The organism is Hymenobacter sp. PAMC 26628 (genome assembly GCF_001562275.1).
Taxonomy (GTDB): Bacteria; Bacteroidota; Bacteroidia; order Cytophagales; family Hymenobacteraceae; genus Hymenobacter.
Map to the genome: position 1 here is coordinate 5,174,633 of NZ_CP014304.1, position 24,238 is coordinate 5,198,870.

Here is a 24,238-nt window from a genome sequence, read left to right on the forward strand (position 1 = left end):
CCAGGGCCCCCGCGGCGGCGCGTAGCCCCGGGCCGCCAAACGCCGTAGAAGGCAAAACTTTCACCCTTTTCTTCTGTCGCCATGTCTCGTCTGTTGCTTCTCGCTTTGCTCTTTGTGGGGGCCCTGGCCCGGCCCGCCGCGGCCCAGTCGGCCGCCGGGCTGCCGGCCCGCCCGGTGCCGTTCCAGTTCGTGACGGACCAAGCCAAGCTGATGGCCCCCGCCGACGCCAAAAAGCTCGACGGTGGCCTGCGCCGCTACGCCGACCAAACCGGCACCCAAGTGGTGGTGGTGACGGTGCCCAGCCTGGGCGGCCGCCAGGTGTCGGACTACGGCCGGGCCCTGGGCACGGCCTGGGGCGTGGGCCAGCGCGGCAAAAACAACGGCCTCGTGGTCATCGTGGCCGCCCAGGAGCACAAGGTGACCATCCAGCCCGGCAGCGGCCTGGTCGATAAAATTACGCCCGCCCTAATACAGCGCGTCATCGCGCAGGATTTTGGACCCAACTTCAAGCAGAACAACTACTTCGCTGGCTTGCGCAAGGGCCTGAGCACGCTGATGCTGGCTGCCAACCCCGCTTCCAACCCCAACAAAACCGCCCCCACCGCCGCCGGGGCCCCCAGCGCGGCCGCCCCGGCGCTGAGCAGCCAGGCCCCCAGCGCCACGCCCGAAACTCCGTCCAGCAACATGTCCACCAATGGCGGGGGCGGTTTGTCTCCGGTTTCTTCCTCAAGTAATTCCACAGCCCCGGGCATTGGCACGGGCGTACTGCTCATCGGCGCGCTTGTAATGGGCGGCCTGCTGTATTTACTGGTTCGCATATTCCGGCGTAAAACCGCGGATAACGCCGCACCAGGGCCCCAAACCTCCAACAACCCGAACTTCTACCCGAACCAACCCAACCCGAACCAGCCCAACCGGCCCGGCGGCACGCCCAACTTCTTGCCCAACTCGCCCCAGGGTGGCAACTATGGCCCGGGCCAGGCCAACTACGGCGGGCAGGCGCCCAACCAAAGTGGCAGCGGTTTCGGCATGGGTGGCATTTTAGCCACCGGCGCCGCCGCTGCCGCAGGCGCCTACCTCGGCAACCGCATGTCGGAAGGCCACGACAGCGGCTCGGGCAGCGCGCACAACTTCGATACCAACAACGCGGGCCTGGGCGGCGGTGCCGCGGCGGGGGCCGGGGCAGTAGCCGGGGCCGCTGGCACCGGCGCCGCGGGCGACTACTTTGCCGGGCGCGGTGGAGAGGCCAACGAAAGCGCCCCCGATTACTTCTCCGACAACAACACCGGCAACGAGCAGTCGGGCGATTACTTCTCCACGGACAATTCCTCTTACGACGACACTTCCTCGGATGACACCGGCGGGGGCGGTTTCGACGACACGAGCAACGACAATAGCGGCTCGTGGTAATGCCTTGATGAACAAGAGTATAAACAAAAACAGCCGCCCAATTTTGGGCGGCTGTTTTTGTTGTGGGGCCCCACCGAGGTCTCGGCAGTAGGGCGGTTACTTCGGCATGGTGCCTTCCAGGTCGCCTACTTTGATGACGCCACGGTGCTTGGGTTGTTGGGCACGCCGGGCCTGCCGCCGGGCCCGGCGACGGGCGAAGAAGCCCATACGGGCGTTGCGCTTGCGCGACTGGCCCCGGTACTTGTAGGCTTTGTAGCGCGGGTGGTGGTCGGCGGTGGGGACGCTGGCTGCGGCGGCTGCCTGGGCATCGGCCAAGCTAAGCAAGCCGCACAGCAACACGAGAATAATTCGAATCATAAGGGGGTGATAAAAAGTGAGATATATGTAGTTAGAAACGCAAAGTAACCGCTTAGCCCGCACTCCCAGTTTGCCCCAGAGCCCGATCCCCGGCGAATAACAAGTGGAGCAAAGTTTTTTTATGAATTTTAAAACAAAAGTGCAACTAAACATTATAAAAAATCTATATAATTAACCAGCTAACTAATTGATGATTGCCCTAAAAAAATGTTGAGAACAATCGATTTAAGAAAAGTAAGAGTTATTTGAAAAAAACCGGGAGGCCGCTCCTAATTTCGTAAATCATCTGACTGAAAGCGGGTTGCCTCCGTATGTAGGGCGCCTGCGGAGGCGGGCCCGGGGCCCCGGGCCCGCCTCCGCAGGCGCCCGCCCTGTGGTTTTTTGCCACCATTCAACCCGTTTTAGTGAGCGACGAGATTACCATTGTTAAGAACGAGGCGGGCATGGCCAAGCCCACCATGCGCCGCTTCGCCGTCAACGTAGCGTCGCTGTTCAGCGTGCAGGTGGCCAACTTCCTGCTGCCGCTGCTCACGGTGCCCTACGTGGTGCGCATCATCGGGCCCGATAAGCTGGGCTTGCTCAACTTTTCGCAGGCCTACGTCACGTATTTCAGCCTGCTCATCAACTACGGCTTCGACATGGCGGCGGTGCGCGTCATTGCCGCCAACCGCGAAGATACCGAAGCGACCAGCCGCATTTTCAGCCAGGTAATGGCCGGCAAGGCACTGCTGTGGGCGCTGTCGGTGGTCGTGTTCACCATCGTTACGCTTTCCAACCCCGAGTTCAAGGGGCATTTGGGGCTGCACATCTGCACGTTTCTGGTGTGCATCGGCACGGTGCTCTCGCCGTTCTGGCTGTACCAGGCCATGGAAGATTTGGGGCGCGTGGCCATGTTCAACTTGGCCGTGAAACTCATCTTTTCGCTGTCGGTGCTGCTGCTTATCCGCAAGGCCGACGATTACGTGTACCAGAACCTGGCCATCAGCGTGTCGCAAATTTTGGTAAGCGTGGCCGCGCTCTACGTAGCCGTGCGGCGCTTCAAAATCAAGTTTAGCTGGCCCACGGGCCCCGAGCTACGCAACCGCTTCAAAGAGGACCGCACGCTGTTTTTCTCGTCGGTGATGATTACGATCTACGCCAGCTCGAACGTGTTCATCCTCGGCCTGCTCAGCTTGCCCTACAACGTAGGCATCTACGCGGCCGGCACGCGGCTCGAAGGTATGGCCGAGTCGTTTGTGGGACTGGCGCTCAACCAGGCGTTCTTTCCCATTGTGGCCCAGGCGTTTGGGCAGGGGCGCGAGCAGGGGCTGCGCATGGTGCGTACCACGTTTTTCCCGCTTTTCATTGTGATGGCCCTGGTGAGCGCGGGGTTATGGTTGGTGGGGCCCTACGTCATCACGCTACTCTACGGGGCCAAGTTCGCGGGGGCCGTCACAGTACTGCGCATCGTGGCGCTGCTGCCACTCATCATCGGCATGAGCAACCTGCTGGGCCTGCACACCATGCTGAACCTGCGCATGGACCGCGCCTTTTTCACGGTCACGGCCGTGGGCTCGATGGTGGGGCTGGCCCTGAACATGCTGCTTATCCGGCGCTACGCGCATGTGGGGGCCGCCTACGCGCTAGTGCTCACAGAGGCCTACATCACGGGAGCCATGTACGTATACCTGCGCTGGAAAGGCATCGAAGTCATCAAGGTCTCGCACCTGCGCGAGGCCATCGTATTTACTAAATCACGCGTATTAGCGTTTAAAAACAGGTAGTTATGGAAACAATTGCCGCTTTGGTCGTTACCTACAACCGCTTGGCCGACCTCAAAAAGTGCCTCGACACGCTGCGCGAACAGACGCGCAAGCTCGACGCTATTTTCATTGTGAACAACGGCAGCACCGACGGCACGGCCGAGTGGCTGACCACCCAGCCCGACCTGTTGGTGACGACCCAGGCCAACCTGGGCGGGGCCGGCGGCTTCGCCACGGGCATCGACACGGCGTACCGCGCCGGCCACACCTGGATTTGGTGCATGGACGACGACTGCTTGGCCGCGCCCGACGCCCTGGCCCAGCTATTGGCCTCGCCCAACCTGGGGCCCTGCATCAAGAATTCGATGTCGGTGAGCGTGAACAGCCGCGACGAGCTAGCATTTTTCGTGGACCGCCCCAACCAGGCCTACCGCAAGGTGAGTGACATGACGGGCGTAGACCTGATTTACGGCGTGGCCTCGTTTTTCAACGGAACGCTGGTGCACCGCAACGTAGTGGAAACCATCGGCATACCCGACAAAGACCTATTTATTTGGGGCGATGAGGTGGAGTACATGACGCGGGCCCAGAAGAACGGCTTCCCCATCGTAACGGTGCCCAGCAGCGTGTTCTACCACCCCGCCTCGTTCGACCGCGACGGTATTCCGTGGCCCGCCGCCTGGAAGCAGTACTACGCCGTGCGCAACCAGCGCCGCGTGCTGCAAAACCAGTTCGGCAACACCCTGGGCCGGGTGCTGTACGCCAGTTGGGCCGCCAAAGCCACCCTGCAACAGGCCCGCGCCCAGCGCGCCAATCGCCTCTACAACTTCCTGCTCTACGGCGAGGCCGCCCTTGATAGCCTAACCGGCAATTTCCGCAAGCGGCCCGATACGATCCGCACGCTGCAACTCTACAAATGGCGCAATAAGTAGCTGCCAGTAAGTTATTAAACGAAAAGAGCGGCCTACTCAGGCCGCTCTTTTTATTGACTACGCTTCGGCTAAAAAAGGCGCCGGAGCCTTTACTTCTGCACCACTTGAAGGCTCACGCGGCGGTTGAGGGAGCGGCCTTCTTCAGTGTCGTTGCTGGCCAGGTTATCGAGGGCCCCGTAGCCCGCCGACGTCAAGCGGTTGGCCGGCACGCCCATGCCCACGAGGGTCGTCATGGCTGCCTTGGCGCGCTCCTGGCTTAAGCGCAAGTTGGTGTAGGGGCTACCCGAGCTGTCAGTGTAGCCGCCCAGCTTCACCTTGGCCGCCGGAAACCGCTTAAGGATGCTGGCGATGTTGGAGAGCTGCCACAGCGACTCGTTGGTTAGGATGGCCTTGTTGGATTCGAAATAAATGCGGTCAAAACCAATCCAGCCTTTGGAAGGATCTACTAGATCAACCTCTTTGGTAGGATCGATGAGGAACTGGTAAAGTTTACTCTCGGTTGAGTTAGACCCGATGATTTGACGCACGCCGTTCTTTAGCTTGAGCACCACCGGCACCGCCGTTTTGCCTCGGGCCGCGTCGGCCGCCGACGTTAGGCTGGCCACCGGCACAGCGGTGTAGGGCCGGCTCGGCGGGGGCCCCGGCTCGGCGGCGGCCGTCGCGGCCACTTCGGCCTCGGGGTTGCGGGTGCCCAGAATGTAGCCAAGCTCGGCCACCGCGATGAAGCCTACGCCCAGCAGCAGCGCGCCGGCGTGCCGCGTTACCCATGACGGGGCCCCGGCGGCTGAGCGGGCGGCCGCGGGCGCGGCGGCAAATTCGGCGTTGGCTAGCGGGGCCCCTACGGCCGATGCAACGCTCGGTTGGGACTGCAGCCACTGGCTCAACTCTTGGGCCGTCCAGTCGTTTTGGGCCACTAGGCCACCCATAATGCTGAGCGCCGCGCCGCTCACTTGCTCCACCAGCTGGTTCACCGATGCGGTTTGGATGCCAGCGGCCGTGGCTACGCCGTGCACTTTGCCGTGGTAGCGGTCGTCAAGTGCAGTTTTCACCAGGTCTGCATCAGCATTGGGCTGTGGCGATGCATGCGCGGCGCGGGCCGCAGTCCAAAGCGAGTCGCGGCCGCTTGACTGCCCGGCCAGCTCCTTAAAGGTGCTCATGACTAGGTCGGCTACGCGCGAAATGGCCAGCTGCACGCCCACTTGGTGCTCGGCCGCTAGGGGCCCAGTGGGGGCTGGGCCGTGCGCCCGAAGGAAGTTTTTGATGTCTTCCGGCATGTTGTGTAGCGTGGCCATAGCAGGGGGAGGCGAAGGATTAAAGAGAAAAGGTGCTGGTTTTTATGGCTTCAGTACCAACCGGACATACGAAAGCCGGCCTGCTGAGGATGGGGCCCTGGCTAAAGATGCAAAACGGGTTTTTGCCGGGGCCCGCCCCAGCAGCGCATGCAGCGTGCCAAGCGACTTTTTAAGTCCCCGAGCCTGCGGGGCGTAGCGGATAATTACAGTTTCCTCAGCGCGTTGCCACATAAAACTGCGCAGTTTGTTCTCTTCAAATATAAAGTATATTAAAGAAAATATATTATTTGTATCCGAAAAAATTGGCCCCGATGCCCGCGCCCCGGGTCAGAGCTACAGCTGCTCGACGCGGCCGCCGGGGTACACTACGAACGTAGCGCTGTCGAGGACCAAGGCCCCGGCCTTGTTTTGGGCGCGGTAGGCGTGCACCAGCTGGGTGCCCAGGCGGGCCGAGTCTTTCACGCCAATGAAGCTGTTGGCAATGACCAGCAGCGAGTCGTTGTGCTTGTTGGCCTTACCGTAGAGGGCCATGATGGCAGCGGTTTTGGCCGGCGCGTCGTGGCGGGCTAGCGAAGCTTTGTAGTTGGCCAGCGCTTGGTTGCGGGGCGTCAGGGCATCGTCGAAGGCCTGCATGGCTACCACGCCCTTGACGGCGGCTTCGTTTATTTTGGTGTAGGCGGCGGGGGCTCCCCAGCGCACGGGCTCGTAGCCGGGGAAGGCGGCGGCGTGGGCCGCCACGTACTTGGCCACTGCCTGCTGCAAAGTATCATTGGGGGCGGCGGCTTTCGCCGCCGGTGACCCGGCGGCGGTCTTGTCTGACGGGGCGGAGGAGTTGCAGCCGGTGGCGACCAACAAAAAAACGAGCGCGGGAAAAAGGTTCTTCATGGCGGGGGCGGGCTATTGGACGATGCGAAGTAAGGGGCTGGCCGCTGGACAGCCAAGCCCCAGGGGGCCGCCCCAAGTAGTCAAGGCGTTAGCCCAACCGTTGCGCCGCTTTACGGTGGGGCGCGTTGTGGAGTTTCCGCGGGGCGGGCCCAGCGGTGGGCGAGGCTTCGGGCGCGGTGCGGGCCAAATGGCAGGTTTATTGCGCAACCGCCGATGGACTAAAATCCGTATGCCTCAGCGAATTCAATCGGTCGGGGGCTTTTCTTTGAGGAATGCGCACGGGCAACGTAGTGCCACGGCCGAACTATTTTTGTCGCAAAGTTTGCAAAACTGCTTTATATCTTCTTAATTCAGCTTATTGAATATTTCGCTCATGATGTCATTTCTCCGATTGCGCTTGCTAGGTTGGGTATGGTTGCTAGGGTTGGGGGGCTGCGTGACGCAGCAGAAACTGCCGTATCTGCAAGGCAATGGCTACTCGACGCAAAAACCAGTGGAGGTGGTCAATGCCCGCCCAGCGTACCTGCTCCAGCCCGGCGACGTGCTCAGCATCCGGGTGCAGAGCGTGCAGCCTGCCCTAAGCGAAATTTTTAACGTGCCGGGGCCCCAGAGCATGGTGTCGGGCGACCCCAGCACCCTCTACCTCACGGGCTACCCCATCGACGAGGCCGGTGCCATCAACCTGCCCACGGTGGGCCGCCTCAAGGTGACGGGCCTCAGCCTGACTCAGGCGCAGGCGTTGCTCGAGCAGAAGGTGGGCGCCTACGTGCGCGACGCCAATGTGCTGGTGAAGCTGCTGAGTTTTAAAATCACAGTACTGGGCGAAGTGCGCTTGCCGGGCCGTTACTTCATTTACAACCCACAGGCCACCGTGCTCGAAGCCCTGGGCATGGCCGGCGACCTTACCGAATTCGGCAACCGCCAGAATGTGAAGCTCGTTCGGCAAACCGCTAAGGGGTCGGAAGTCGTATTGATAAACCTAACTGACCCTAACCTGCTGCAATCGCCTTATTACTACCTGCTGCCAAACGATGCCCTGTACGTGGAACCGCTGAAAGCGCGCACGGACCGGGGCAATGCCAATAATTTAGGCCTGGTGTTTGCCGGTATTTCTGCCATTGTGCTGCTGATTAGCTACCTTACCAAATAAATAAACGGGTTTAACCGATTGACTCTTGGGTTTTTACCCAAGCTAGATATACCTCTGGATACTTATGGAAGCGCGTCCTGCCCCTTTTGCTGCCGAATTAGATTTACACGAGCTTTTCTTCAAGCTTCGCCGCCGCTGGACTTGGTTCGTCGCGGCCCTGGCCATCGCCGGGGCCCTGGCCTGGGTGTACCTGCAAGTGAAAGCCCCGGTGTACGATTTCCAGTCCACCCTGCTCATCGGCGACCAATCGACGGGCTCTAAGCAGGCCCAGGAGCTGTTGCAGCTGCTTGATAGCAAGCCCAAGGGCCTCAAGCTGGAAGACGAAGTAGGCCTCCTTACTTCGTCGGGCATGATGCGGCGCACACTGGCCCAGCTGCCGTTTTCGGTGAGCTACTACGCCGAGCCCAGCTCGTGGCTGAACTTGGTGCGGCCGCTGCAAGTGCGCGAGCGGGCGGCCGGCGACATGCCCTTCTGGGTGGTGGCCGTGCCGGGCCGGCCCCAGCTCACGGGCGTCCCCATTTACGTGGAAACGCTGCCGGGCAATAAGTTTCGGGTGCACGCCGACGCTAAGCGTGGCCAGCTGCGCCAGCTGGCTACCGGCGACCTGGTGCGCGAGGTGGCCGACGTGGAATTTGACCAGACTGTGGCCGCCGGCGACACGCTGCGCAGCCCGCTGCTGACGGTGGTGTTCCGCCCCGAGCCTGACCAGCTAGGCGGTAGTAAAGCCAACTATTTTTTCAAGCTCAACGATTTGGCCAGCCTCACGGCCGAGTACCAGGCCCGCCTCAAGGTGCGCCCCACCGACCACGAGTCGCGCATCCTGGAGCTGACCACCTCAGGCACCGTGCCGGCCAAGGAGACCCAGTTTCTCAACACGCTGATGGCCACCTACGTGCAGGACGACTTAAATCAGAAAAACCAAGTGGGTAGCAAAACCCTGGCCTTTCTCGACAATGAAATCAATAAGCTGTCGGGTTCAAAAACGCGTGCCGCCCAGGATTTGAGCACCTTCCGTTCGCAAAACAGCGTGGTGGACGCCGGGGCCCAGTCGGGCGTGGGCATTCAACAGCAAAACGAGCTGACCGCAACCCGCAACCGCTTGGCAACTAACCGCCGCTACTACGAAAACATGCTCTCCTATTTGCGCGCCCACCGCGGCGCCGGCAGCGTAACGGCCCTGAGCAGCGGCGGCATCGACGACCCGGCCACGACTGGCCTCATCCAGCAGCTTTCGGAACTAGGCAGCCAGCGCGCGGCCCTGATTGTGAACGCCAGCGAAATTAACCCCCTGGTGGTGGTGCTGGACGAGAAGATCAGCACGACCAAGGAGCTGCTTATTCAAACCCTGACCGGGCTGGTAAACTCATCGACCAGCTCGCTGCGCGACGCCGATCAGCAGTTGGGCGAGGTGCGCGGCCAGCTGAGCCGGATGCCCGAAAATGAGCGCCAGCTTGGCTCGCTGCGCACCAACTCGGAGTTCAACGAAAAGAACTATAACTACCTGGTGGAGAAGCGTAACGAGGCGGCCATTGCCTTGGCCACCAACGCCACCGACAAGAAAATTGTGGATGCCGCCAAGCAGAACGGCCTGGGGCCCTCGGCGCCCAAGCCGCTGCTAGTGGGCCTGCTGGCGCTGCTGGCCGGCCTGGTGCTGCCGGCCGCCTTCGTGCTGATGCAGGACAAAACCAACCGCCGCGTGCAAAGCAAGGAAGACCTGGCCCGCCTCACTGGCATTCCGCTGCTGGGGGCCATTCCGCACGGCTCCGATGAGGACAAGCAAACCATGCTGCACGACCCGCGCAGCGCCATTGCGGAAGCTTTCCGGGCGGTGCGCGTGAACCTGCAATACCTCTCGGCCGGCCTCGATAAGCGCGTGATTGGCGTTACGTCTTCCGTGCCGGGCGAGGGCAAGAGCTTTTGCACCGTGAACTTGGCCGCTGAGCTGGCCCAGAGCGGCCGCCGGGTGGCGGTGCTGGAGTGCGATATGCGCCGGCCCACGCTAGCCGGTTACTTCGGCATCGACCGCCGCGCCGAGCATGGTCTTAGCACCTATTTGGAAGGCACTAGCACGCTCGCCGAGGCCCGCAGTACCACCAGCATTCCCGGCCTTGACGTGTTCTGTTGCGGCCCACTGCCCCAAAACCCCACGCGCTTGATTGAAAGCGCGCGGCTGGGTGAACTGGTGCAGCAACTGCGCAGCGAATACGACTACCTGCTGGTGGATATTCCGCCGCTGGGCTACGTGTCAGAGTTTCTGGTACTACTGCAATACCTCGACGCCAAGGTGTACGTGGTGCGCCAGAACTACACGGACCGCTCGCTGGTGAGCCAAATCAGCGAAATGCACCGCGACCACAAGGTGAAGCAGCTCTACCTGCTCATCAACGACGTACGCTTTGCTAACACCTACGAGTACCGCTACAAAGCCAACGCTTATAAATATGGGGCGTAGGGCCCCCGGCAGGTACGCCCATTTTCTTCTGCCTCCGCTATGGCCGTAACCACCCAAAACCTGTCTTCGGCCGCCGTGCGCGGCGTGCAATGGACAACGGCGGCCACGGTGCTCACAGCCGTGATGCAGATTGGCTACACCGCCGTGATGGCCCGCCTACTCGACCCCGCCGCCTTCGGGCTGGTGGCCATGGCGGGCGTAGTGCTGCGCTTCGGCAGCTACTTCGCCGAAATGGGCCTGGGCCACGCCTTGGTGCAGCGCGCCAAAATTGATGCCCACGACGTGCGGGCCACCTTCACGGCGTCGCTGGGTCTGGGGCTGGCCGTGGCGGGCATTGCTTGGCTGGGGGCTCCGCTGGCGGTGTTGTTCCTAAAAAACGAAGCCGTGGTACCACTGGTGCGGATGCAGGCGCTGGGCTTTATAATTGTGGGCCTGGGGGCTACCGCCACCAGCCTGCTGCGCCGCGAAATGCGCTTCGAGGTCATTGCCAAGGTGGAAGTGGCGGCCTACGTGCTGGGCTACGGCGGCGTGGGCATTACGCTGGCCATGCTGGGCGCGGGTGTGTGGAGCCTGGTAGCGGCCAGCTTGGCCCAGCAATTTTTCGCGGCCTTGCTGAACTACTTGGTGGTACGGCACTCGCTGCGTTTCATCTTCGATCGGGCCCCCTACGCCCGGCTGCTGGGCTACGGCGGGCGGGTGTCGGTGGTGGGTTTTTTGGAGTTCATCAACGGAAACCTCGACACGCTGCTGATCGGGCGACTGCTGGGTTCGGTGCTGCTGGGCATTTACAACCGGGCCTACATGCTGCTGTATTTGCCCATGTATTTCCTGACGAACAGCTTGGCGCGGGTGGCCTTCCCGGCCTTCAGCAAAATCCAGGACGACCTGCCCCGCACCCGGGCCCTGTACCTCACCAGTAGCACGCTGGTGGCCACCGTGGTGCTGCCCGTGTGCGCCGGCGTAGCCGTGGCCGCCCCCGAGCTAGTGCAGGTGCTGCTGGGGCCCCGGTGGGCGGCGTCGGTGCCCATTCTGCGGGTGTTGTGCCTGTCGATTCCTCTGAGTATGACCACATTGTTTGCCGGCGTAGTGGCCGACGCCCGGGCCAACCTGAAGCAAAAAACCATTCTAAATCTAGAGTTTATGGCCCTGCTGGCGGGGCTCTTTTGGGGCCTGAAGGGCTACGGGTTAGCCGGTATTGCCGGGGCCATCGGCACGGGCGAGGTGGTACGCACCTTCCTTTACATGCGCATCACGCACCGCGATATCGGCATCCCGTACGGCCGGCTGTTTGCCATTTATAAGCCGGGGGTGCTGAACGCCGCCGCTGTGGGCCTGGGCCTGCTGGCGGTGGCCACGCTGGTGCGCCCGCTGCACGCGCCCGCCCTGGTGGCCCTGCTTGCCCAGATAGCCGCTGGGGCCCTGGTGCTGGGCGCGGTGGTGCTGCGCTGGCCCTCGGCCGAGCTGCGGCCCATGTTGCAGCAAAGCCTGGTGCGGTTGCGCGGCCTGCGCCAGATGCCCGCTTCGGCTCACCCAGGCCTGGCCCGCTACACGGCGTTTTTGGAACGCCGGCCTAGTGTGTCGCCCGTGTTCGAAACCTTCGACCAGCCGCTCGCGCAATGAACATCCTGCTCACTTCGCTGCAAGTGCCAGGCGCCGCTTCGGGCGTGCGGGTGCACTACGAGCGCTTGGCGGCCCTGCTGCGCGCCCAAGACCACCGCGTTACTGTGGTGACGCAGGACGACCTGAAGCCGTGGGTGCGCCGTGCCATCGGCGCGGTGCGCCGTGGGCTGGGGCTGTTGCCCGGCCAACTGGGCAAGCGAGTGGGACTGGAGCTGGGCCAGGTAGCCGAAATTTATTTTGCCATTGACCGCCGCCAGGCTTACGATGTGGTGAATGCCCAGGACGTGGCCAGCGGCTGGGCCGCCCGCCTGGCCCTGCGCGACCGGGTGCCCGTGGTGGTGACGGGCCACTACAACGACCACCCGGGCGAGGAAGTAGTTATTCAGTTAGGGCTGCCGCCGGCGAGCCGGGCGGCCCGCTTTGAGGTGCGGTGGTACAACTTTTTGCTGCGCCGCACCCAGTTTTTCCTGGGAATCTCGGAGTACGCGCTGCGCCTCACGCGGCCGTTTTTGCCCGCCGGGGCCCAAACGGCCATCGCTCACAACGGCGTGGACATGGCCGCCTTTGCGCCGCCCGCCGCCGCTGGGGCCCCGGCTGGCAACGGGCCCGATTTGCGGGCTCTATTTCCGGGCCGGCCCATTATCCTTAACATCGGCCAGCTTGAAGCCCGCAAAAACCAGCAGTACTTGGTGGCCGTGGCCGCGGAACTGCGGCAGTTGCACCTCGGCTGCGTGACGGTGCTGGTGGGCAAGGGCGAAGACGAGGCGATGCTGCGGGTCCTCATCGCCCAGCACGGCCTGGAAAGCGACGTGGTGCTGCTCGGCTACCACACGCAGGTGGCCGCCCTGCTGCACACCTCCGACGTGTACGTACACACCGCTGCCCGCGAAAACTGTCCCTATGCCGTCATCGAGGCGCTGGCCGCCGGCTGTCCGGTGCTGGCCTTAGCCGCTGGCGGTAGCCCCGAGCTGCTGGCCGCCACGCCCGAAGCCTCCATTCCGCAGGCCACTACCCCCGCGGCGGTGGCGGCCCAGTTGGCCGATTTGCTGGCTGACCCCGCCGCGCTGCGCGGCTTGCAGCAGCGCCAGTACGCCTACGCCCGGCCCCGCTTCGACGTGGCCGCGATGGTGCGCTCCACAGTGGCATTCTACCGCCAAGCGTCCGGGCTAGCCCCCGCCGGGGCCCCCGTAGCCCCGCTGCCCGTAGCGGCTGTGGAAGCCCAATCCGTATAGCATAGCCTGCCCGGGCCTTCTTTACTGTTATTCTATGAAAATCCGTCTGAATTTCCTCCTGATTCTGCCCCTGGTAGCCGTGCTGGCCACCAACGCGGCGTTTTGGGAATTTATCTACGGACCCCAGGTCGACCAAGAGCCGGACGGCGTCAAGCTGTATACCTACGCGCTGTTTGCGGCCTCGTTTGGGGCCATGGTGCTATACGGGCGCTACATGGAGCCCATGATCCGCAACTGGATGTGGGTGGTGCTGGCTGCCATCGGCGGGCTAATGCTGGAGTCGTACGCCGGCCACGGCTCCTGGATGGTGTACCCGCACGTGTTCAGCAAGCTGTTCATGCTGCTGATTATGTTCGGAATTTACGCCTTTCACCGGCGCTTTGGGCTGCCCTCAATGGGCCAGGTCATCGGCGTGCTCACGTTCGTGCTGCTGGCCAACCTGCTGGTGTTTCACCGCGACTCGCTCAGCTTCACGGCCTTCGCCGAAAACGAGCGGGGGTTTGGGTCGTCGTCGGCCTACCTGTTTGTGCCCATCGCGCTTTACTGCCTCAACCGTTACCTCACCCACGGCGGGCTGCTGGTGCTGGGCTTTTTCTTTTTCTGCCTGCCGCTCATCATCTTTCTCCAGCACCGCTCGGTGTGGATTGCCACGGCCGTGGCCATTCCGCTCGACCTGCTGCTGCTGCGCCGCACGCCGGGGGTGCGGTTCTCGTTTCCGAAATTGATTATGCTGGTGGTGCTGCCCGGTATATTGGGTTCGCTGGGGGCTACGGCGCTGGTGCTGAACAACCCCGAAGTGGTGAGCCGCCTACAAACCAGCATGGACGACATGGCCAACGCCGACAAGCAGGGCACCGGCAGCTGGCGCCTCAAACAGATTGAATCGTACATGCCGCTGGTGCAGGAGCGCCCGCTGGCTGGCTGGCGCCTCGAAGGCTTTGAGGTGCCCATGCAGTTCTACGACCCCAGTAACGACCAGCCGATGTGGGCTGACCGCACGGGCCACCACTTCCACAATTTCTACCTTGACCGCGCCTTTTATTTCGGCATTATCGGCATCGTAGTGGTGCTGCTCGTGCCCATCGTGCGCGTGGTGCAGCGCCTATTCCAGCGGGGCCCCATGCGGCCCGACACGGCCCTGTTGATTGCCTATTTCGGCTGCCTGCTGGTGTTCTCGGCCTCTTACGATTGGTCGACCTACCACTTTGGCCTGCTGGGCCTGTTGCTGGCCGCCCTGGGTGAGCCCGAGCCGCCTACCCTCGGCTACCCAGCACAGGCGCTGGCAGAAGGGCCAGCCGAAGAAATAAGTACTTATGCGAATGCTTGATTGTTCAGGCTATTAACTTCATCTTTGCTATAGCAGCCGTCACTCTCGGCTGGCTACGCATAAGATGAAACAAACGCTATTCTGGCCGGTGGCTTCGCGGCTACCGCGCCGCTTTCGGCGGTCCTTGATTGTAGGCGCTGCGCAATCAGTGGAATTTCGGGCTGTTAAACGGCCTGGGGCCCTGCTGGCGCCATGAATGTGCTGGTATCGGCCTACGCCTGCAACCCCACCAAAGGCGGAGAGGAAGGCTTCGGATTCAACTGGATGCAGCAATGGTACGCGCAGGGCCACGAGGTGTGGTGCCTGACCACGCCCAACGGCCGCGCCGACCTGACCGCCTACCTGGCGGAGCACCCGGCCAACCCGGCGCGCCTGCACCTGGTGTACCTCGCGGTGCCGGCCTGGGTGGAGTACCTCTACCGCTGGCAGTTTGGGGTATATGTGCATTACATGGTGTGGCAGTACCTGGCCTGGCGCACGGCGCGGCAGTTGGCCCCGCCCGAGGGGTTCGACTTGGTGCACCACGCCACATATAGTAGCTTGCAAATGGCCACCTGGCTCTGGCGCCTGGGCCGGCCCCTGGTGGTGGGGCCCCTGGGCGGCGGCCAGCGGGCCCCGGCGGCGTTCCGGCGCTACGTGCCCGACTGGTTCAAGACCGAAACGCTGCGCAACGTCATCGGCGGGCTGCTCACCGCGTTTGACCCCAACGTGCGGCAAAGCCTGCGCCATTCTGCGCTGGCTTTTGCCACCAACACGGAAACCGCTACCGAAATTGCCCGCCTGGGTGCGCCGCGCGTGGAGATGTTTCTGGACTCGGGGCTGCCGGCCGGCTACCTGCCCGCCGCGTTTCCGGAGCGGGCCGCGGCGCCCGTGCTGCGGCTGCTGTGGCTGGGGCGGCTCGTCACGCGCAAGGCCCTGCCGCTGGTGCTCGAAGCCCTGGCGCGGGTGGCCCCGCGGGTGCCGTTCCACCTCACCATCGTGGGCGACGGCGTGCTGGGGCCCCAGCTGCCCGCCCTGCTGGCCCAGCACGGCCTGACGGACCGCGCGACGTGGCGCGGCACGCTGCCCTGGCCGGAAGTGCGCGACGCCTTTTTAACGCACGACGTGTTCCTGTTCGCCAGCCTGCGCGACTCGTTTGCCACGCAGCTGCTGGAGGCCATGGGCGCCGGGCTGCCCATCATTACGCTCGACCACCAGGGCGCGCACGATTTTATTCCGCGGGCCGCCGCCATTAAAGCCCCCGTGGACACGCCCGCCGAAACCGTGGCGGCCCTGGCCCGCGCCGTCGAATATTGCTACGACCACCCGGCCGCGCGCGTGGCCATGGGCCGCGCCGGCTACGCCTTCGCCTGCACCCAAACCTGGGACGCGCGGGGACACCAGATGCAACAATTGGTCGGCCAAGCGCTGGGGGCCCCGCTGGTGCCGGCCGCGGCCGGCGCTGCGGGACCAGTGATGGCGCATTCGTAGGCGGTTGCGTTGGTTGGCTGGCATCCCGCTTTATTCCTAAAGCGAGTTGCTGGCCGCCGACGCGCCGGCTGGCCAATGCGGGCCCTGGCAAAAGCGCGGGGCCATCCGAACGCCTCCTTGTACCGTAAACCTATCAGCGGCGGCGCCGTTTGCCTGCCCGATGGGGCAGCCCGCTCCCGCCAATGCCCGGCGGCGGCAGCCCCGCGATTTTTACCGTATAAGCCGTTTGAACCCCAACGGCTACGTTATGCCTCAATCCCTTTCCTCTGTGCCCGCCGGGGCCCTCGATACACCGGTTCTGCTGATGGTGTTCAGCCGGCCCGGCACCACCCGGCGCGTGTTCGACACTATTCGCCGGGCCCGGCCCACCCGCCTGTACGTAGCCGCCGATGGCCCCCGCCCCGGCCACCCCACCGACGCCGTGCGCTGCGCCGAAACCCGCGCCGTGGTGCAGGAAGTGGACTGGCCCTGCGAAGTATTCACGTTGTTTCAGGAGCAAAACCTGAACTGCGGCTTGGCCCCGGTCACGGCCATGAATTGGTTTTTTGAGCACGAAGCCGAGGGTATCATCCTAGAAGACGATTGCGTGCCGGCCCCCAGCTTCTTCCCGTTTTGCCAGGAGCTGCTGGCCCGCTACCGCGACGAAACACGGGTGATGCACATCGGTGGCAACAACTTCGGCTCGGAGGCCCAGGGGCCCTTGAGCCCCGGTGAGCCGTCGTATTACTTCTCGACGCAGCGCAATAGTTGGGGTTGGGCCACTTGGCGGCGCGCCTGGCAGCTCTACGACTACCACCTCACCGACTTCCGCGCTGTGGCGGACTCGGGGGCCCTGAACGGCACCTTCACGGGGCCTTTGGAGAAGCGCTACCGGCTGGGCAAAATGGCCGGCGTGCTGGCCCTGCCCCAGCCGCCCGACGTGTGGGACTACCAGTGGGAGTACACCATTGCCCGCCACCAGGGCCTCTACATCGTGCCGGCCGTGAACCTGGTGGGCAACATTGGCTTCGGCAACGACTCGACGCACACCCACGACGGCGGCGACGTGCTGGGCGACTTGCCAGCGCGCGACCTCGCCTTTCCGCTGCGCCACCCCGCCCAAGTGGCCCAGGACCGCCGCCGCGACAACCGCCGCTTCAACGAGTTCTTCCGAAGCCGGCTGGCAGCCATGGTGCGCCGCGTGTTTGCGGGTCAAAAGCCAGTGGCCGCCGGCCTCCAGAGCCCCAAGCAAGCCGCCAAGCCGGTCCTCTCCCAGCCGGCTAAGCCCGCCCAGTCATGAGGCTGCTTCTCTCGGCTTACGCTTGCGCCCCCAACCGGGGCGGCGAAGAAGGCAACGGCTTCAATTGGATGCAGCAGTGGCGGCAGCTCGGCCACGAGGTGTGGTGCCTAACCACGCCCAACGGCCGCGCCGACCTGGAGGCGTACCTCGTCCAGCACCTGTCGCCGGCCGAGCGCGCCCGTTTGCACCTGGTGTACGTGGCCGTGCCGGGTTGGGTGGAGTACCTCTACCGCTGGCAGTTCGGGGTATATGTGCATTACATGGTGTGGCAGTACCTGGCCTGGCGCACGGCGCGGCAGTTGGCCCCGCCCGAGGGGTTCGACTTGGTGCACCACGCCACATATAGTAGCTTGCAAATGGCTACTTGGCTCTGGCGCCTGGGCCGGCCCCTGGTGGTGGGGCCCCTGGGCGGTGGCCAGCGGGCCCCGGCGGCGTTCCGGCGCTACGTGCCCGACTGGTTCAAGACCGAAACGCTGCGCAACGCCATCAGTCAGTTGCTGACTGCCTGCGACCACAACGTGCGGCAAAGCTTGCGCCGGGCCGCGCTAGTGCTGGCCACCAACACGGAAACCGCTACCGAGGTCCGCCGCCTGGGTGCGCCCCGGGTCGAAATGTTTCTGGACTCGGGGCTGCCGGCCGGCTACCTGCCCGCCGCGTTTCCGGAGCGGGCCGCGGCGCCCGTGCTGCGGCTGCTGTGGCTGGGGCGGCTCGTCACGCGCAAGGCCCTGCCGCTGGTGCTCGAAGCCCTGGCGCGGGTGGCCCCGCGGGTGCCGTTCCACCTCACCATCGTGGGCGACGGCGTGCTGGGGCCCCAGCTGCCCGCCCTGCTGGCCCAGCACGGCCTGACGGACCGCGCGACGTGGCGCGGCACGCTGCCCTGGCCGGAAGTGCGCGACGCCTTTTTAACGCACGACGTGTTCCTGTTCGCCAGCCTGCGCGACTCGTTTGCCACGCAGCTGCTGGAGGCCATGGGCGCCGGGCTGCCCATCATTACGCTCGACCACCAGGGCGCGCACGATTTTATTCCGCGGGCCGCCGCCATTAAAGCCCCCGTGGACACGCCCGCCGAAACCGTGGCGGCCCTGGCCCGCGCCGTCGAATATTGCTACGACCACCCGGCCGCGCGCGTGGCCATGGGCCGCGCCGGCTACGCCTTCGCCTGCACCCAAACCTGGGACGCGCGGGGACACCAGATGCAGCGGCTCGCCAGCGGCCTGCTGGATGCTTCGCCCATGCCCGCCAAGGCCCTGTACAAGTAGGGAGCGGCCCAAGTTCTTAACTTTAATCGTTGCTATGCTCTACATCATTATCCCCGTTTTTAACCGCTGGCGCTACACCCGCGACTGCCTGGTATCGCTGCGCGCGCAAACCAACCAGGACTTTCGTACGGTGGTGGTCGACGACGGCTCGACCGACGAAACGGCCGCCGCCCTGGCCCAGGAATTTCCCGAAGTGGAAGTGGTAACCGGCGATGGCAACCTGTTCTGGACGGCCGGCGTGAACCTGGGCATTCGCCGGGCCCTGGCCCTGGGCGCCACCCGCGTGCTCACCCTGAACAACGACGTGGTGGCCGCTCCCACCTTCGTGGCCGAAATGCTAGCCGCCGCCGCCCAGAACCCCACCGCCGTGCTGGGGGCCCTGGAGTTCGACGCCGCCACCGGCGAGGTGATTTACGCCGGCGAGCGGCTTGATTTCAAAACCAATACCCGCCACGACCTGCTAGATGAGCTGCCCGCCGGCCTGCGCACCGGCCTGCACCCCGTCACGTACCTGCCCGGGCGCGGCCTGCTCATTCCCAAGGCCGTGATTGACAAAATAGGCCTGTTTGACGAGAAGCGCCTGCCGCACTATTTGGCTGACTTCGACTACACCAGCGTGGCGCGCCGTGCCGGCTTCCCCGTGTTCTGCAACTACGCCGCCCAACTCAGCACCTACCCTGAGGAAAGCGGCCAAACCCTCACCCGCAAGCACCGCAGCGTAAAAGGATATTACCAACACCTGTTCGGTATCCGCGGCGGGGGCAACATGGTCAATTTCACTCACTTCGCTCTCAAGAATTGTCCCAAGCCCTACCTGCCGTACTTCCTGCTGAACGGCTACGCGCGCCGGCTGGTGGGTTACTTTCTGCACTAATGCGCGCCCTTGCGCAACGCGCCGCCCGCTGGCTGTGGCTGGCTCTGCTGGCCGGGGGCCCCGGCGTGGCAGCTTGCGCCAGCCACCACGCCACTGGCGACGCCACGCTCGTTATCACCAAGGGCGGCACCTACTCGGGTGCGTACGCCAGCACGGCCTCGGGCACGGCCTGCGTGCGCGTGGCCACCACCGAGCCCGTGGTGCTCGACGGCTGCGCGCTGACGGGCCCCGGCAACCTTATCGAAGCCGGCGAGGGTGCCGACCTAACTGTGCGCAACTGCCGCGGCCGCGGCCTGCCGCCCACCGCCGACAAGCAGGCCCCCGGCCGCTTCCTCGACGCCTACCGCCCGCGCCGCCTGGTAGTGGAGCACAACGCCTTCGTGCAAACCAGCGGCATCGTGGTGAACCGCTGGAGCGGCACCGGGGGCCCCGGCCAAACCCTGACGGTGCGCTACAACCTGGTGCGCGACGTGGACGGCCGCTGGCGCAACAACACCGGCAGCACCCATTGCAGCTTCTTGATTTTGAACACGGTGCAGCATGTGCCCGGCGTCGAAATCGCCTACAACGAGGTGGTGAACGCGCCCAACCAAAGTTTGGTGGAAGACAACATCAACCTGTATAACTCGTCGGGCACGGCGGCCAGCCCATTGCGGGTGCACGACAATTTTGTGCGCGGCGCTTACCCGTTTCCGGCTGCGGCTAGCCAGTTCACGGGCTCGGGCCTGACCACCGACGGCAATGCCAAAACGGCGGACGGCGCCACGGCTTTCGTGGAGGCCGACCACAACCAGTTTGTGGCCACCGGCAACGCGGCCATGAACATTGCCGCCGGCCACGACATCTACTTCCACGACAACCGGGCCGTGACCGCTGGCTACCTGCCCGACGGCGTGCGCTTCAACGCCGCCCACGCCGGGCTCGGCGTGTTCAACTTCTACCACCAGCCCGAAACCGTGTTTTTTGGCCACCGCGTGGCCCGCAACGCCGTGGGCTACGTAAAGTGGGGCGGCACCGACCCCACGCCCGACCGCCAGGACTTGAGCCCGGGGGCCTGCGCGCCCTGCACCGGGACCGAGCATTTGCCCGGCCCCATCGGCTGGGTAACGGAGGAAGGCGAGTGGCGCAGTTGGCAGCAAAAGCTGCACAAAGCCGGCATAGCAGTGGGGCCCCAGCTGGTGCGGGCCGGTTCAGTTTCTAAATAACTCCCTGATGTACATCGGCGTTCTAGCCCCCATTGCCACCAACGACCTGCTGCCCTCTGCGGAGCGGGATGCTGCCCGCTCGTACCCCAAAGGCCGCGAAGGGGCCCCGCTGATTAGCAACCTTATCCGCGAGTACGTGGCCCGCGGGCACCGGGTGGTGGCCATCACCCTCGACGACCAGCTGGGCGACGACGACCCGCCCTTTGTGCACGAGGGCCCTAACCTGACCTACGTGGTGGTGCCCGCTCGCAGCCGCACCTTCCGCCTGAACGGCCGGCGCCTGGGCCGCACCGCCGATTTTTTCTGGTTCGAGCGCCAGCAGATGCTGGCCCAGCTCCGGCGCTTCCGCCCCGAAGTAGTGCACGCCCACTGGACCTACGAATTTGCCCTGGCTGGCCTGGCCTACGACCCGCAAACGCTGGTGACGGTGCACGACAACGCCCGCATCATTTTTGAGTACGTACGCACTCTCAACCGCCTGTTTCACTTGGTAATGGCGCGCTACGTGTTCCGCAAGGGCCACCGCTTCACGGCCGTGTCGCCGTACATGGCCGCCACCGTGCAGCCCTGGACGAAGGCCCCGGTGGCCGTGGTGCCCAACCCAGTGGTCATCCCCGGTCGCGCCAGCCTGGTAAAAGCGCCCCTTGACCGGCCCGTGCTCAGCACGGTGGTAAATGGCTGGGACGACCGCAAAAACAGCAAAAACGCCCTGCTGGCCTTCCGGGCCGTGCAGCAGCGGCACCCGGCGGCCGTGCTTTGGGCCATGGGCACAGCCTTCGTGCCGGGCGAGGAAGCCGAGGCGTTCTGCCGCCAGCACGACGTGCAAAACGTGGTCTTCTGGGGCCCCACGCCCCACGAGGAAGTGCTAAAGAAAATCGCCGCCAGCACACTTGTGCTGCACACTTCGCTCGAAGAATCGTTCGGCATGGTGCTCGTCGAGGCCATGGCCTACGGCGTGCCCGTGGTGGCCGGCCAGGACAGCGGTGCCGTGCCGTGGGTGGTAGAAGACGGCGGCCTGCTGGTCGACGTCACCAGCGTAGAAGCCATTGCCGGAGCCGTGAACCGCCTGCTCTCCGATGGGGCCCTGTACGAGCAGGTATCCACCCGGGCCGTAGCCATCGTGGCCGAGCGGTTCCCACTGGGCAAAATAGCTGACCAATACTTGGCCTTGTACGCACAGCCGGCAACCGCTTAGTGAGTTGTTAGGTGCTGGTGATCAGCTACTAGATTAATAATTGCCGATAACTGACAATAAGCAACTGCCAATTGCTACCCCGGTTTTCTATGATAGTGCCTTGCTGGGCAGCTGTTTCGCTTTAGCAGCCGGGTGCTTGTGAAAATCGCGCAGCACTGCTCGGTAAATGGCCAGCGTGCGGTTTACAATGGTAGCTGGGTCGTGGCGCTCGCGGGCCACGGTGGCGGCGTGGGTGGCCAGGCGCTGGCGCAGGGCCCCGTCGCTGAGCAGGCGCAGGGCCTGGGCGGCAATGCTGGCCGGGGCCAACGTGCACAGCAAGCCCGTTACTTCGTCCTCGACGAGCGAGCGGACGCCACCCACGTCGGATGCTACCACCGGCAGGCCCGCCACCTGGGCCTCGCACACGCTGTTGGGGCTGTTGTCGACGTAGGACGGGTGCAGCAAGCACACCGATTCGGCAAAGAGTTGGGCCAGCGCCGGGGCCCCCAGCACCCCGGGGCACACCACGTCGGCTGGCCCAATATGGCATAGCCCCGCTACCGCCGCCTGCACCGTGGCCGCGTCGGCAGCTCCCGCAATAACGAGCTGCACATCAAGCTGCTGGCGTAGCAGGTCGAATGCAGCCAGCACCTCGCGGAAGCCTTTCATTACCTGGGTGCCCCCCATGAACACCACTTGCGGCCGGCCCGTCGGCCGGGGCCCCGGGGCCCGAAAAAACGCGGGCCGGATGACCTCCCAGTTGTGGTGCACGGTGCACCCCGGGCTAAGCTTTTGCACCAGGGCTTGGTCCCAGTGCGTGCGGCACGAGAAATGGTGGATGGCGGGCAGGTAGCGGCGCTCGTAGCGGCCGGCCAGCGTCCACAGCACCTTCAGCCACGACACCACGCCCGGCACGAAGCGTGGGTACTGCGACACCAGGCCCTGCACCGTCAGCAACTGGGGCACGGGCAAGCCGGCCGTCATGGCCGGCAATTGTAGCTCCGAGCCGTACAGGTGCAGTAGGTCATATTCGCGGCAATGGATTTGCAAATATCTCTTTACTAAGGCAATGCGCCGCCGGTAAAGGGTGAGGATGTCGTCCCGTACCGACGGCGTTTTCAAATAAATAAATCGAATACCGTCGCGCTCAAACTTGTCAACGGGCGTGGCGAGGCGGTGCGTCCAGTTCAGAATGGTTAGCTCCACCCCCGGCTCCAGCTTCAGCAAGTCAGCCAGGGCCCCCACCCACGGCACGGGGTGGGCCTGGGTATCGAGCGGGTGCGGGTACGGCGCAAGCCAAAGGATCTTCACGGGAATAGGTAATTGGGAAAACAGGATAATCGAGGTAGAACAATAGCTGTGGGTAGCTAAGCCCGCCGCCAGAAACGAAGCAGTTGCTTCAGGTGGAAGTCGGTGCGGAATAAAGCGCACTGTCGCGCCACGTCCTGGTCGCCCCACAGCAGGAAGCGGTTAAGTAGCAGCACGTCTACGCCGTAGCGGTCAAAAGGTAGGTAGTTTTTGCCGGCCTGCACGGTAGCCCCTAGGTGCAGGCCCGCGCCCACGGCCGCCGCCCGCACCGCCGCCGATGCATTGCCGTTGGGGTATGCCACGGCACTGGCCGGGGCCCCCACGAGCCGCACCAGTGCCTGCTGGCACGCCGCCAGTTCGTACTTGGCCGCCGCCGGGGCGTAGTTGGTCAGCACGGCGTGGTGGTGGGTATGGTTGCCGAGGATTACCTCCGGCGCGCGGGCAAATTCCTGCAGCTCGGTGGGCGTGAACGGCCGGTCGAGGTCGCCCACTGGTTGCAGGGCCCCTGCGCCAAAGTGGTCCACCAAATAGTGGTCGACTTCCGGGTGGCGCAGCTGCTTAAGGTGGGCGTACTCGGCCTGCTGCGCGGCGGGGGGCAGGGGGTGCCGGTGCCGGTGGCGGTACACCGCGTCCCACCAAAACGCCTGGCCCGCTTCCACGTGGTGGGTGGAAATGAAGAACGTGGCCGGCACGCCGTAGCGCTGCAAGATGGGCAACGCCAGGCGGTTGTTATAGTAGCCGTCGTCGAAGGTAAGCAGGGCGTACTTGCCCGCGGGGTCGAGGCCGCGCAGCACGTCGGCCGGCGCAACGAACGTATAGCCGTGCGCCACAAAGTAGGCCACGAATTGCTCGAATACCCGCACGGTGATGCGCTGCTGCGGGTCGACCTCGTGCCGGTTCATCGCGGCCTCGTCCTCGAACAATACGTGAAACATGAACGCCAGCAGCGCCGGCCGCTCGGGGCCCGCGGCCAGGCGGGCCAGGGCAAGTCGTTCGTCGAGGCGGTCGAGGGCACTCCTCCAGGCAAAGGCCATCACTGTTTGCGGGGAGCGGTGGAGACGAAAAGCACGTCGTTATGTCGTAAAAGTAAGCCCGTTACCGGATAATGGCAGCCATTGCCATAGTCGCCTTTCAGGCCTGAGCAGGGTATTGGCTTTCCCAGAACCTCGTCGGCTAATAATTCATACACATTGAATTTTTCCACTATTTATATGACTATAAAATCGCAATCGTTTGCAGAAAAGTGCAAGTTATATAATTTTGGCTCAAG

General features: G+C 64.0%; 19 protein-coding genes. 14 read left to right on the forward strand and 5 right to left on the reverse strand.

Features of this window, described 5'->3' with window-relative positions; genetic code table 11:
* Positions 1-81: 81 nt before the first annotated feature.
* Positions 82-1,410, forward strand: a complete 1,329-nt coding sequence (locus tag AXW84_RS22490) for a TPM domain-containing protein (RefSeq protein WP_082774065.1) — start codon at positions 82-84, stop codon at positions 1,408-1,410.
* A gap of 96 nt (positions 1,411-1,506) precedes the next feature.
* Here the strand turns inward: AXW84_RS22490 and AXW84_RS22495 are convergent, their stop codons facing one another.
* Entirely contained in the window at positions 1,507-1,767 is a 261-nt protein-coding gene (locus tag AXW84_RS22495; RefSeq protein WP_068238641.1) for a hypothetical protein, read from the reverse strand.
* Between the two features lie 404 nt (positions 1,768-2,171).
* Here AXW84_RS22495 and AXW84_RS22500 point away from each other — a divergent pair, with 404 nt between their 5' ends.
* The gene (locus AXW84_RS22500) at positions 2,172-3,530 is read left to right on the forward strand and encodes a flippase (RefSeq protein WP_236943203.1); all 1,359 of its coding nucleotides are present in this window, start codon (positions 2,172-2,174) and stop codon (positions 3,528-3,530) included.
* 2 nt (positions 3,531-3,532) lie between these two features.
* Entirely contained in the window at positions 3,533-4,441 is a 909-nt protein-coding gene (locus AXW84_RS22505) for a glycosyltransferase family 2 protein (RefSeq protein ID WP_068238643.1), read from the forward strand.
* Between the two features lie 89 nt (positions 4,442-4,530).
* Here the strand turns inward: AXW84_RS22505 and AXW84_RS22510 are convergent, their stop codons facing one another.
* Together AXW84_RS22510 and AXW84_RS22515 are read right to left on the reverse strand one after the other, a co-directional pair.
* Positions 4,531-5,733, reverse strand: a complete 1,203-nt coding sequence (locus tag AXW84_RS22510) for an OmpA family protein (protein WP_068238645.1) — start codon at positions 5,731-5,733, stop codon at positions 4,531-4,533.
* 333 nt (positions 5,734-6,066) lie between these two features.
* Complete coding sequence (locus AXW84_RS22515) at positions 6,067-6,618, reverse strand: hypothetical protein (RefSeq protein ID WP_068238648.1); 552 nt, start codon at positions 6,616-6,618, stop codon at positions 6,067-6,069.
* A gap of 436 nt (positions 6,619-7,054) precedes the next feature.
* On the opposite strand from AXW84_RS22515, the gene AXW84_RS22520 reads away from it, so the two are divergent.
* The 11 genes from AXW84_RS22520 to AXW84_RS22570 all read left to right on the forward strand — a co-directional run bounded on the left by AXW84_RS22520 (position 7,055) and on the right by AXW84_RS22570 (position 21,681).
* The gene (locus AXW84_RS22520) at positions 7,055-7,768 is read left to right on the forward strand and encodes a polysaccharide biosynthesis/export family protein (RefSeq protein WP_162268278.1); all 714 of its coding nucleotides are present in this window, start codon (positions 7,055-7,057) and stop codon (positions 7,766-7,768) included.
* A 64-nt stretch (positions 7,769-7,832) separates the two neighbouring features.
* Positions 7,833-10,220, forward strand: a complete 2,388-nt coding sequence (locus tag AXW84_RS22525; RefSeq protein ID WP_068238652.1) for a polysaccharide biosynthesis tyrosine autokinase — start codon at positions 7,833-7,835, stop codon at positions 10,218-10,220.
* 39 nt (positions 10,221-10,259) lie between these two features.
* Positions 10,260-11,840, forward strand: a complete 1,581-nt coding sequence (locus tag AXW84_RS22530; RefSeq protein ID WP_068238654.1) for a lipopolysaccharide biosynthesis protein — start codon at positions 10,260-10,262, stop codon at positions 11,838-11,840.
* Positions 11,837-13,072, forward strand: coding sequence for a glycosyltransferase family 4 protein (locus AXW84_RS22535; protein ID WP_068238656.1), 1,236 nt, complete (start codon positions 11,837-11,839; stop codon positions 13,070-13,072). The genes AXW84_RS22530 and AXW84_RS22535 overlap by 4 nt, the downstream gene beginning before the upstream one ends.
* 34 nt (positions 13,073-13,106) lie before the next feature.
* Positions 13,107-14,399 (forward strand): O-antigen ligase family protein, encoded by a 1,293-nt coding sequence (locus AXW84_RS22540; protein ID WP_068238658.1) that lies wholly within the window; start codon positions 13,107-13,109, stop codon positions 14,397-14,399.
* Between the two features lie 192 nt (positions 14,400-14,591).
* The gene (locus AXW84_RS22545) at positions 14,592-15,869 is read left to right on the forward strand and encodes a glycosyltransferase family 4 protein (RefSeq protein WP_068238660.1); all 1,278 of its coding nucleotides are present in this window, start codon (positions 14,592-14,594) and stop codon (positions 15,867-15,869) included.
* A gap of 247 nt (positions 15,870-16,116) precedes the next feature.
* Positions 16,117-17,148 (forward strand): nucleotide-diphospho-sugar transferase, encoded by a 1,032-nt coding sequence (locus AXW84_RS22550; protein WP_204248405.1) that lies wholly within the window; start codon positions 16,117-16,119, stop codon positions 17,146-17,148.
* Positions 17,145-18,407, forward strand: coding sequence for a glycosyltransferase family 4 protein (locus AXW84_RS22555; RefSeq protein ID WP_071892449.1), 1,263 nt, complete (start codon positions 17,145-17,147; stop codon positions 18,405-18,407). The genes AXW84_RS22550 and AXW84_RS22555 overlap by 4 nt, the downstream gene beginning before the upstream one ends.
* 34 nt (positions 18,408-18,441) lie before the next feature.
* Positions 18,442-19,281, forward strand: a complete 840-nt coding sequence (locus AXW84_RS22560; RefSeq protein WP_068238665.1) for a glycosyltransferase family 2 protein — start codon at positions 18,442-18,444, stop codon at positions 19,279-19,281.
* Positions 19,281-20,486 carry a hypothetical protein gene (locus AXW84_RS22565; protein ID WP_068238667.1) on the forward strand — a complete coding sequence of 402 codons (1,206 nt, stop codon included), beginning with the start codon at positions 19,281-19,283 and terminating at the stop codon, positions 20,484-20,486. The genes AXW84_RS22560 and AXW84_RS22565 overlap by 1 nt, the downstream gene beginning before the upstream one ends.
* Positions 20,487-20,493: 7 nt before the next feature.
* Positions 20,494-21,681, forward strand: a complete 1,188-nt coding sequence (locus AXW84_RS22570) for a glycosyltransferase family 4 protein (RefSeq protein WP_068238669.1) — start codon at positions 20,494-20,496, stop codon at positions 21,679-21,681.
* 87 nt (positions 21,682-21,768) lie between these two features.
* On the opposite strand, the gene AXW84_RS22575 is transcribed toward AXW84_RS22570, so the two are convergent.
* Entirely contained in the window at positions 21,769-22,971 is a 1,203-nt protein-coding gene (locus AXW84_RS22575) for a glycosyltransferase family 4 protein (RefSeq protein ID WP_068238671.1), read from the reverse strand.
* Between the two features lie 56 nt (positions 22,972-23,027).
* Positions 23,028-24,002 carry a polysaccharide deacetylase family protein gene (locus AXW84_RS22580; RefSeq protein ID WP_068238673.1) on the reverse strand — a complete coding sequence of 325 codons (975 nt, stop codon included), beginning with the start codon at positions 24,000-24,002 and terminating at the stop codon, positions 23,028-23,030.
* Positions 24,003-24,238 lie beyond the last annotated feature (236 nt).

Excerpts from the sequence above, each read along its gene's own strand:
- AXW84_RS22490 (WP_082774065.1), top strand. The coding sequence starts at position 82 with ATGTCTCGTCTGTTGCTTCTCGCTTTGCTCTTTGTGGGGGCCCTGGCC.
- AXW84_RS22495 (WP_068238641.1), bottom strand. The coding sequence starts at position 1,767 with ATGATTCGAATTATTCTCGTGTTGCTGTGCGGCTTGCTTAGCTTGGCC.
- AXW84_RS22505 (WP_068238643.1), top strand. The coding sequence starts at position 3,533 with ATGGAAACAATTGCCGCTTTGGTCGTTACCTACAACCGCTTGGCCGAC.
- AXW84_RS22510 (WP_068238645.1), bottom strand. The coding sequence starts at position 5,733 with ATGGCCACGCTACACAACATGCCGGAAGACATCAAAAACTTCCTTCGG.
- AXW84_RS22515 (WP_068238648.1), bottom strand. The coding sequence starts at position 6,618 with ATGAAGAACCTTTTTCCCGCGCTCGTTTTTTTGTTGGTCGCCACCGGC.
- AXW84_RS22525 (WP_068238652.1), top strand. The coding sequence starts at position 7,833 with ATGGAAGCGCGTCCTGCCCCTTTTGCTGCCGAATTAGATTTACACGAG.
- AXW84_RS22530 (WP_068238654.1), top strand. The coding sequence starts at position 10,260 with ATGGCCGTAACCACCCAAAACCTGTCTTCGGCCGCCGTGCGCGGCGTG.
- AXW84_RS22535 (WP_068238656.1), top strand. The coding sequence starts at position 11,837 with ATGAACATCCTGCTCACTTCGCTGCAAGTGCCAGGCGCCGCTTCGGGC.
- AXW84_RS22540 (WP_068238658.1), top strand. The coding sequence starts at position 13,107 with ATGAAAATCCGTCTGAATTTCCTCCTGATTCTGCCCCTGGTAGCCGTG.
- AXW84_RS22545 (WP_068238660.1), top strand. The coding sequence starts at position 14,592 with ATGAATGTGCTGGTATCGGCCTACGCCTGCAACCCCACCAAAGGCGGA.
- AXW84_RS22550 (WP_204248405.1), top strand. The coding sequence starts at position 16,117 with ATGCCTCAATCCCTTTCCTCTGTGCCCGCCGGGGCCCTCGATACACCG.
- AXW84_RS22555 (WP_071892449.1), top strand. The coding sequence starts at position 17,145 with ATGAGGCTGCTTCTCTCGGCTTACGCTTGCGCCCCCAACCGGGGCGGC.
- AXW84_RS22560 (WP_068238665.1), top strand. The coding sequence starts at position 18,442 with ATGCTCTACATCATTATCCCCGTTTTTAACCGCTGGCGCTACACCCGC.
- AXW84_RS22565 (WP_068238667.1), top strand. The coding sequence starts at position 19,281 with ATGCGCGCCCTTGCGCAACGCGCCGCCCGCTGGCTGTGGCTGGCTCTG.
- AXW84_RS22570 (WP_068238669.1), top strand. The coding sequence starts at position 20,494 with ATGTACATCGGCGTTCTAGCCCCCATTGCCACCAACGACCTGCTGCCC.
- AXW84_RS22580 (WP_068238673.1), bottom strand. The coding sequence starts at position 24,002 with ATGGCCTTTGCCTGGAGGAGTGCCCTCGACCGCCTCGACGAACGACTT.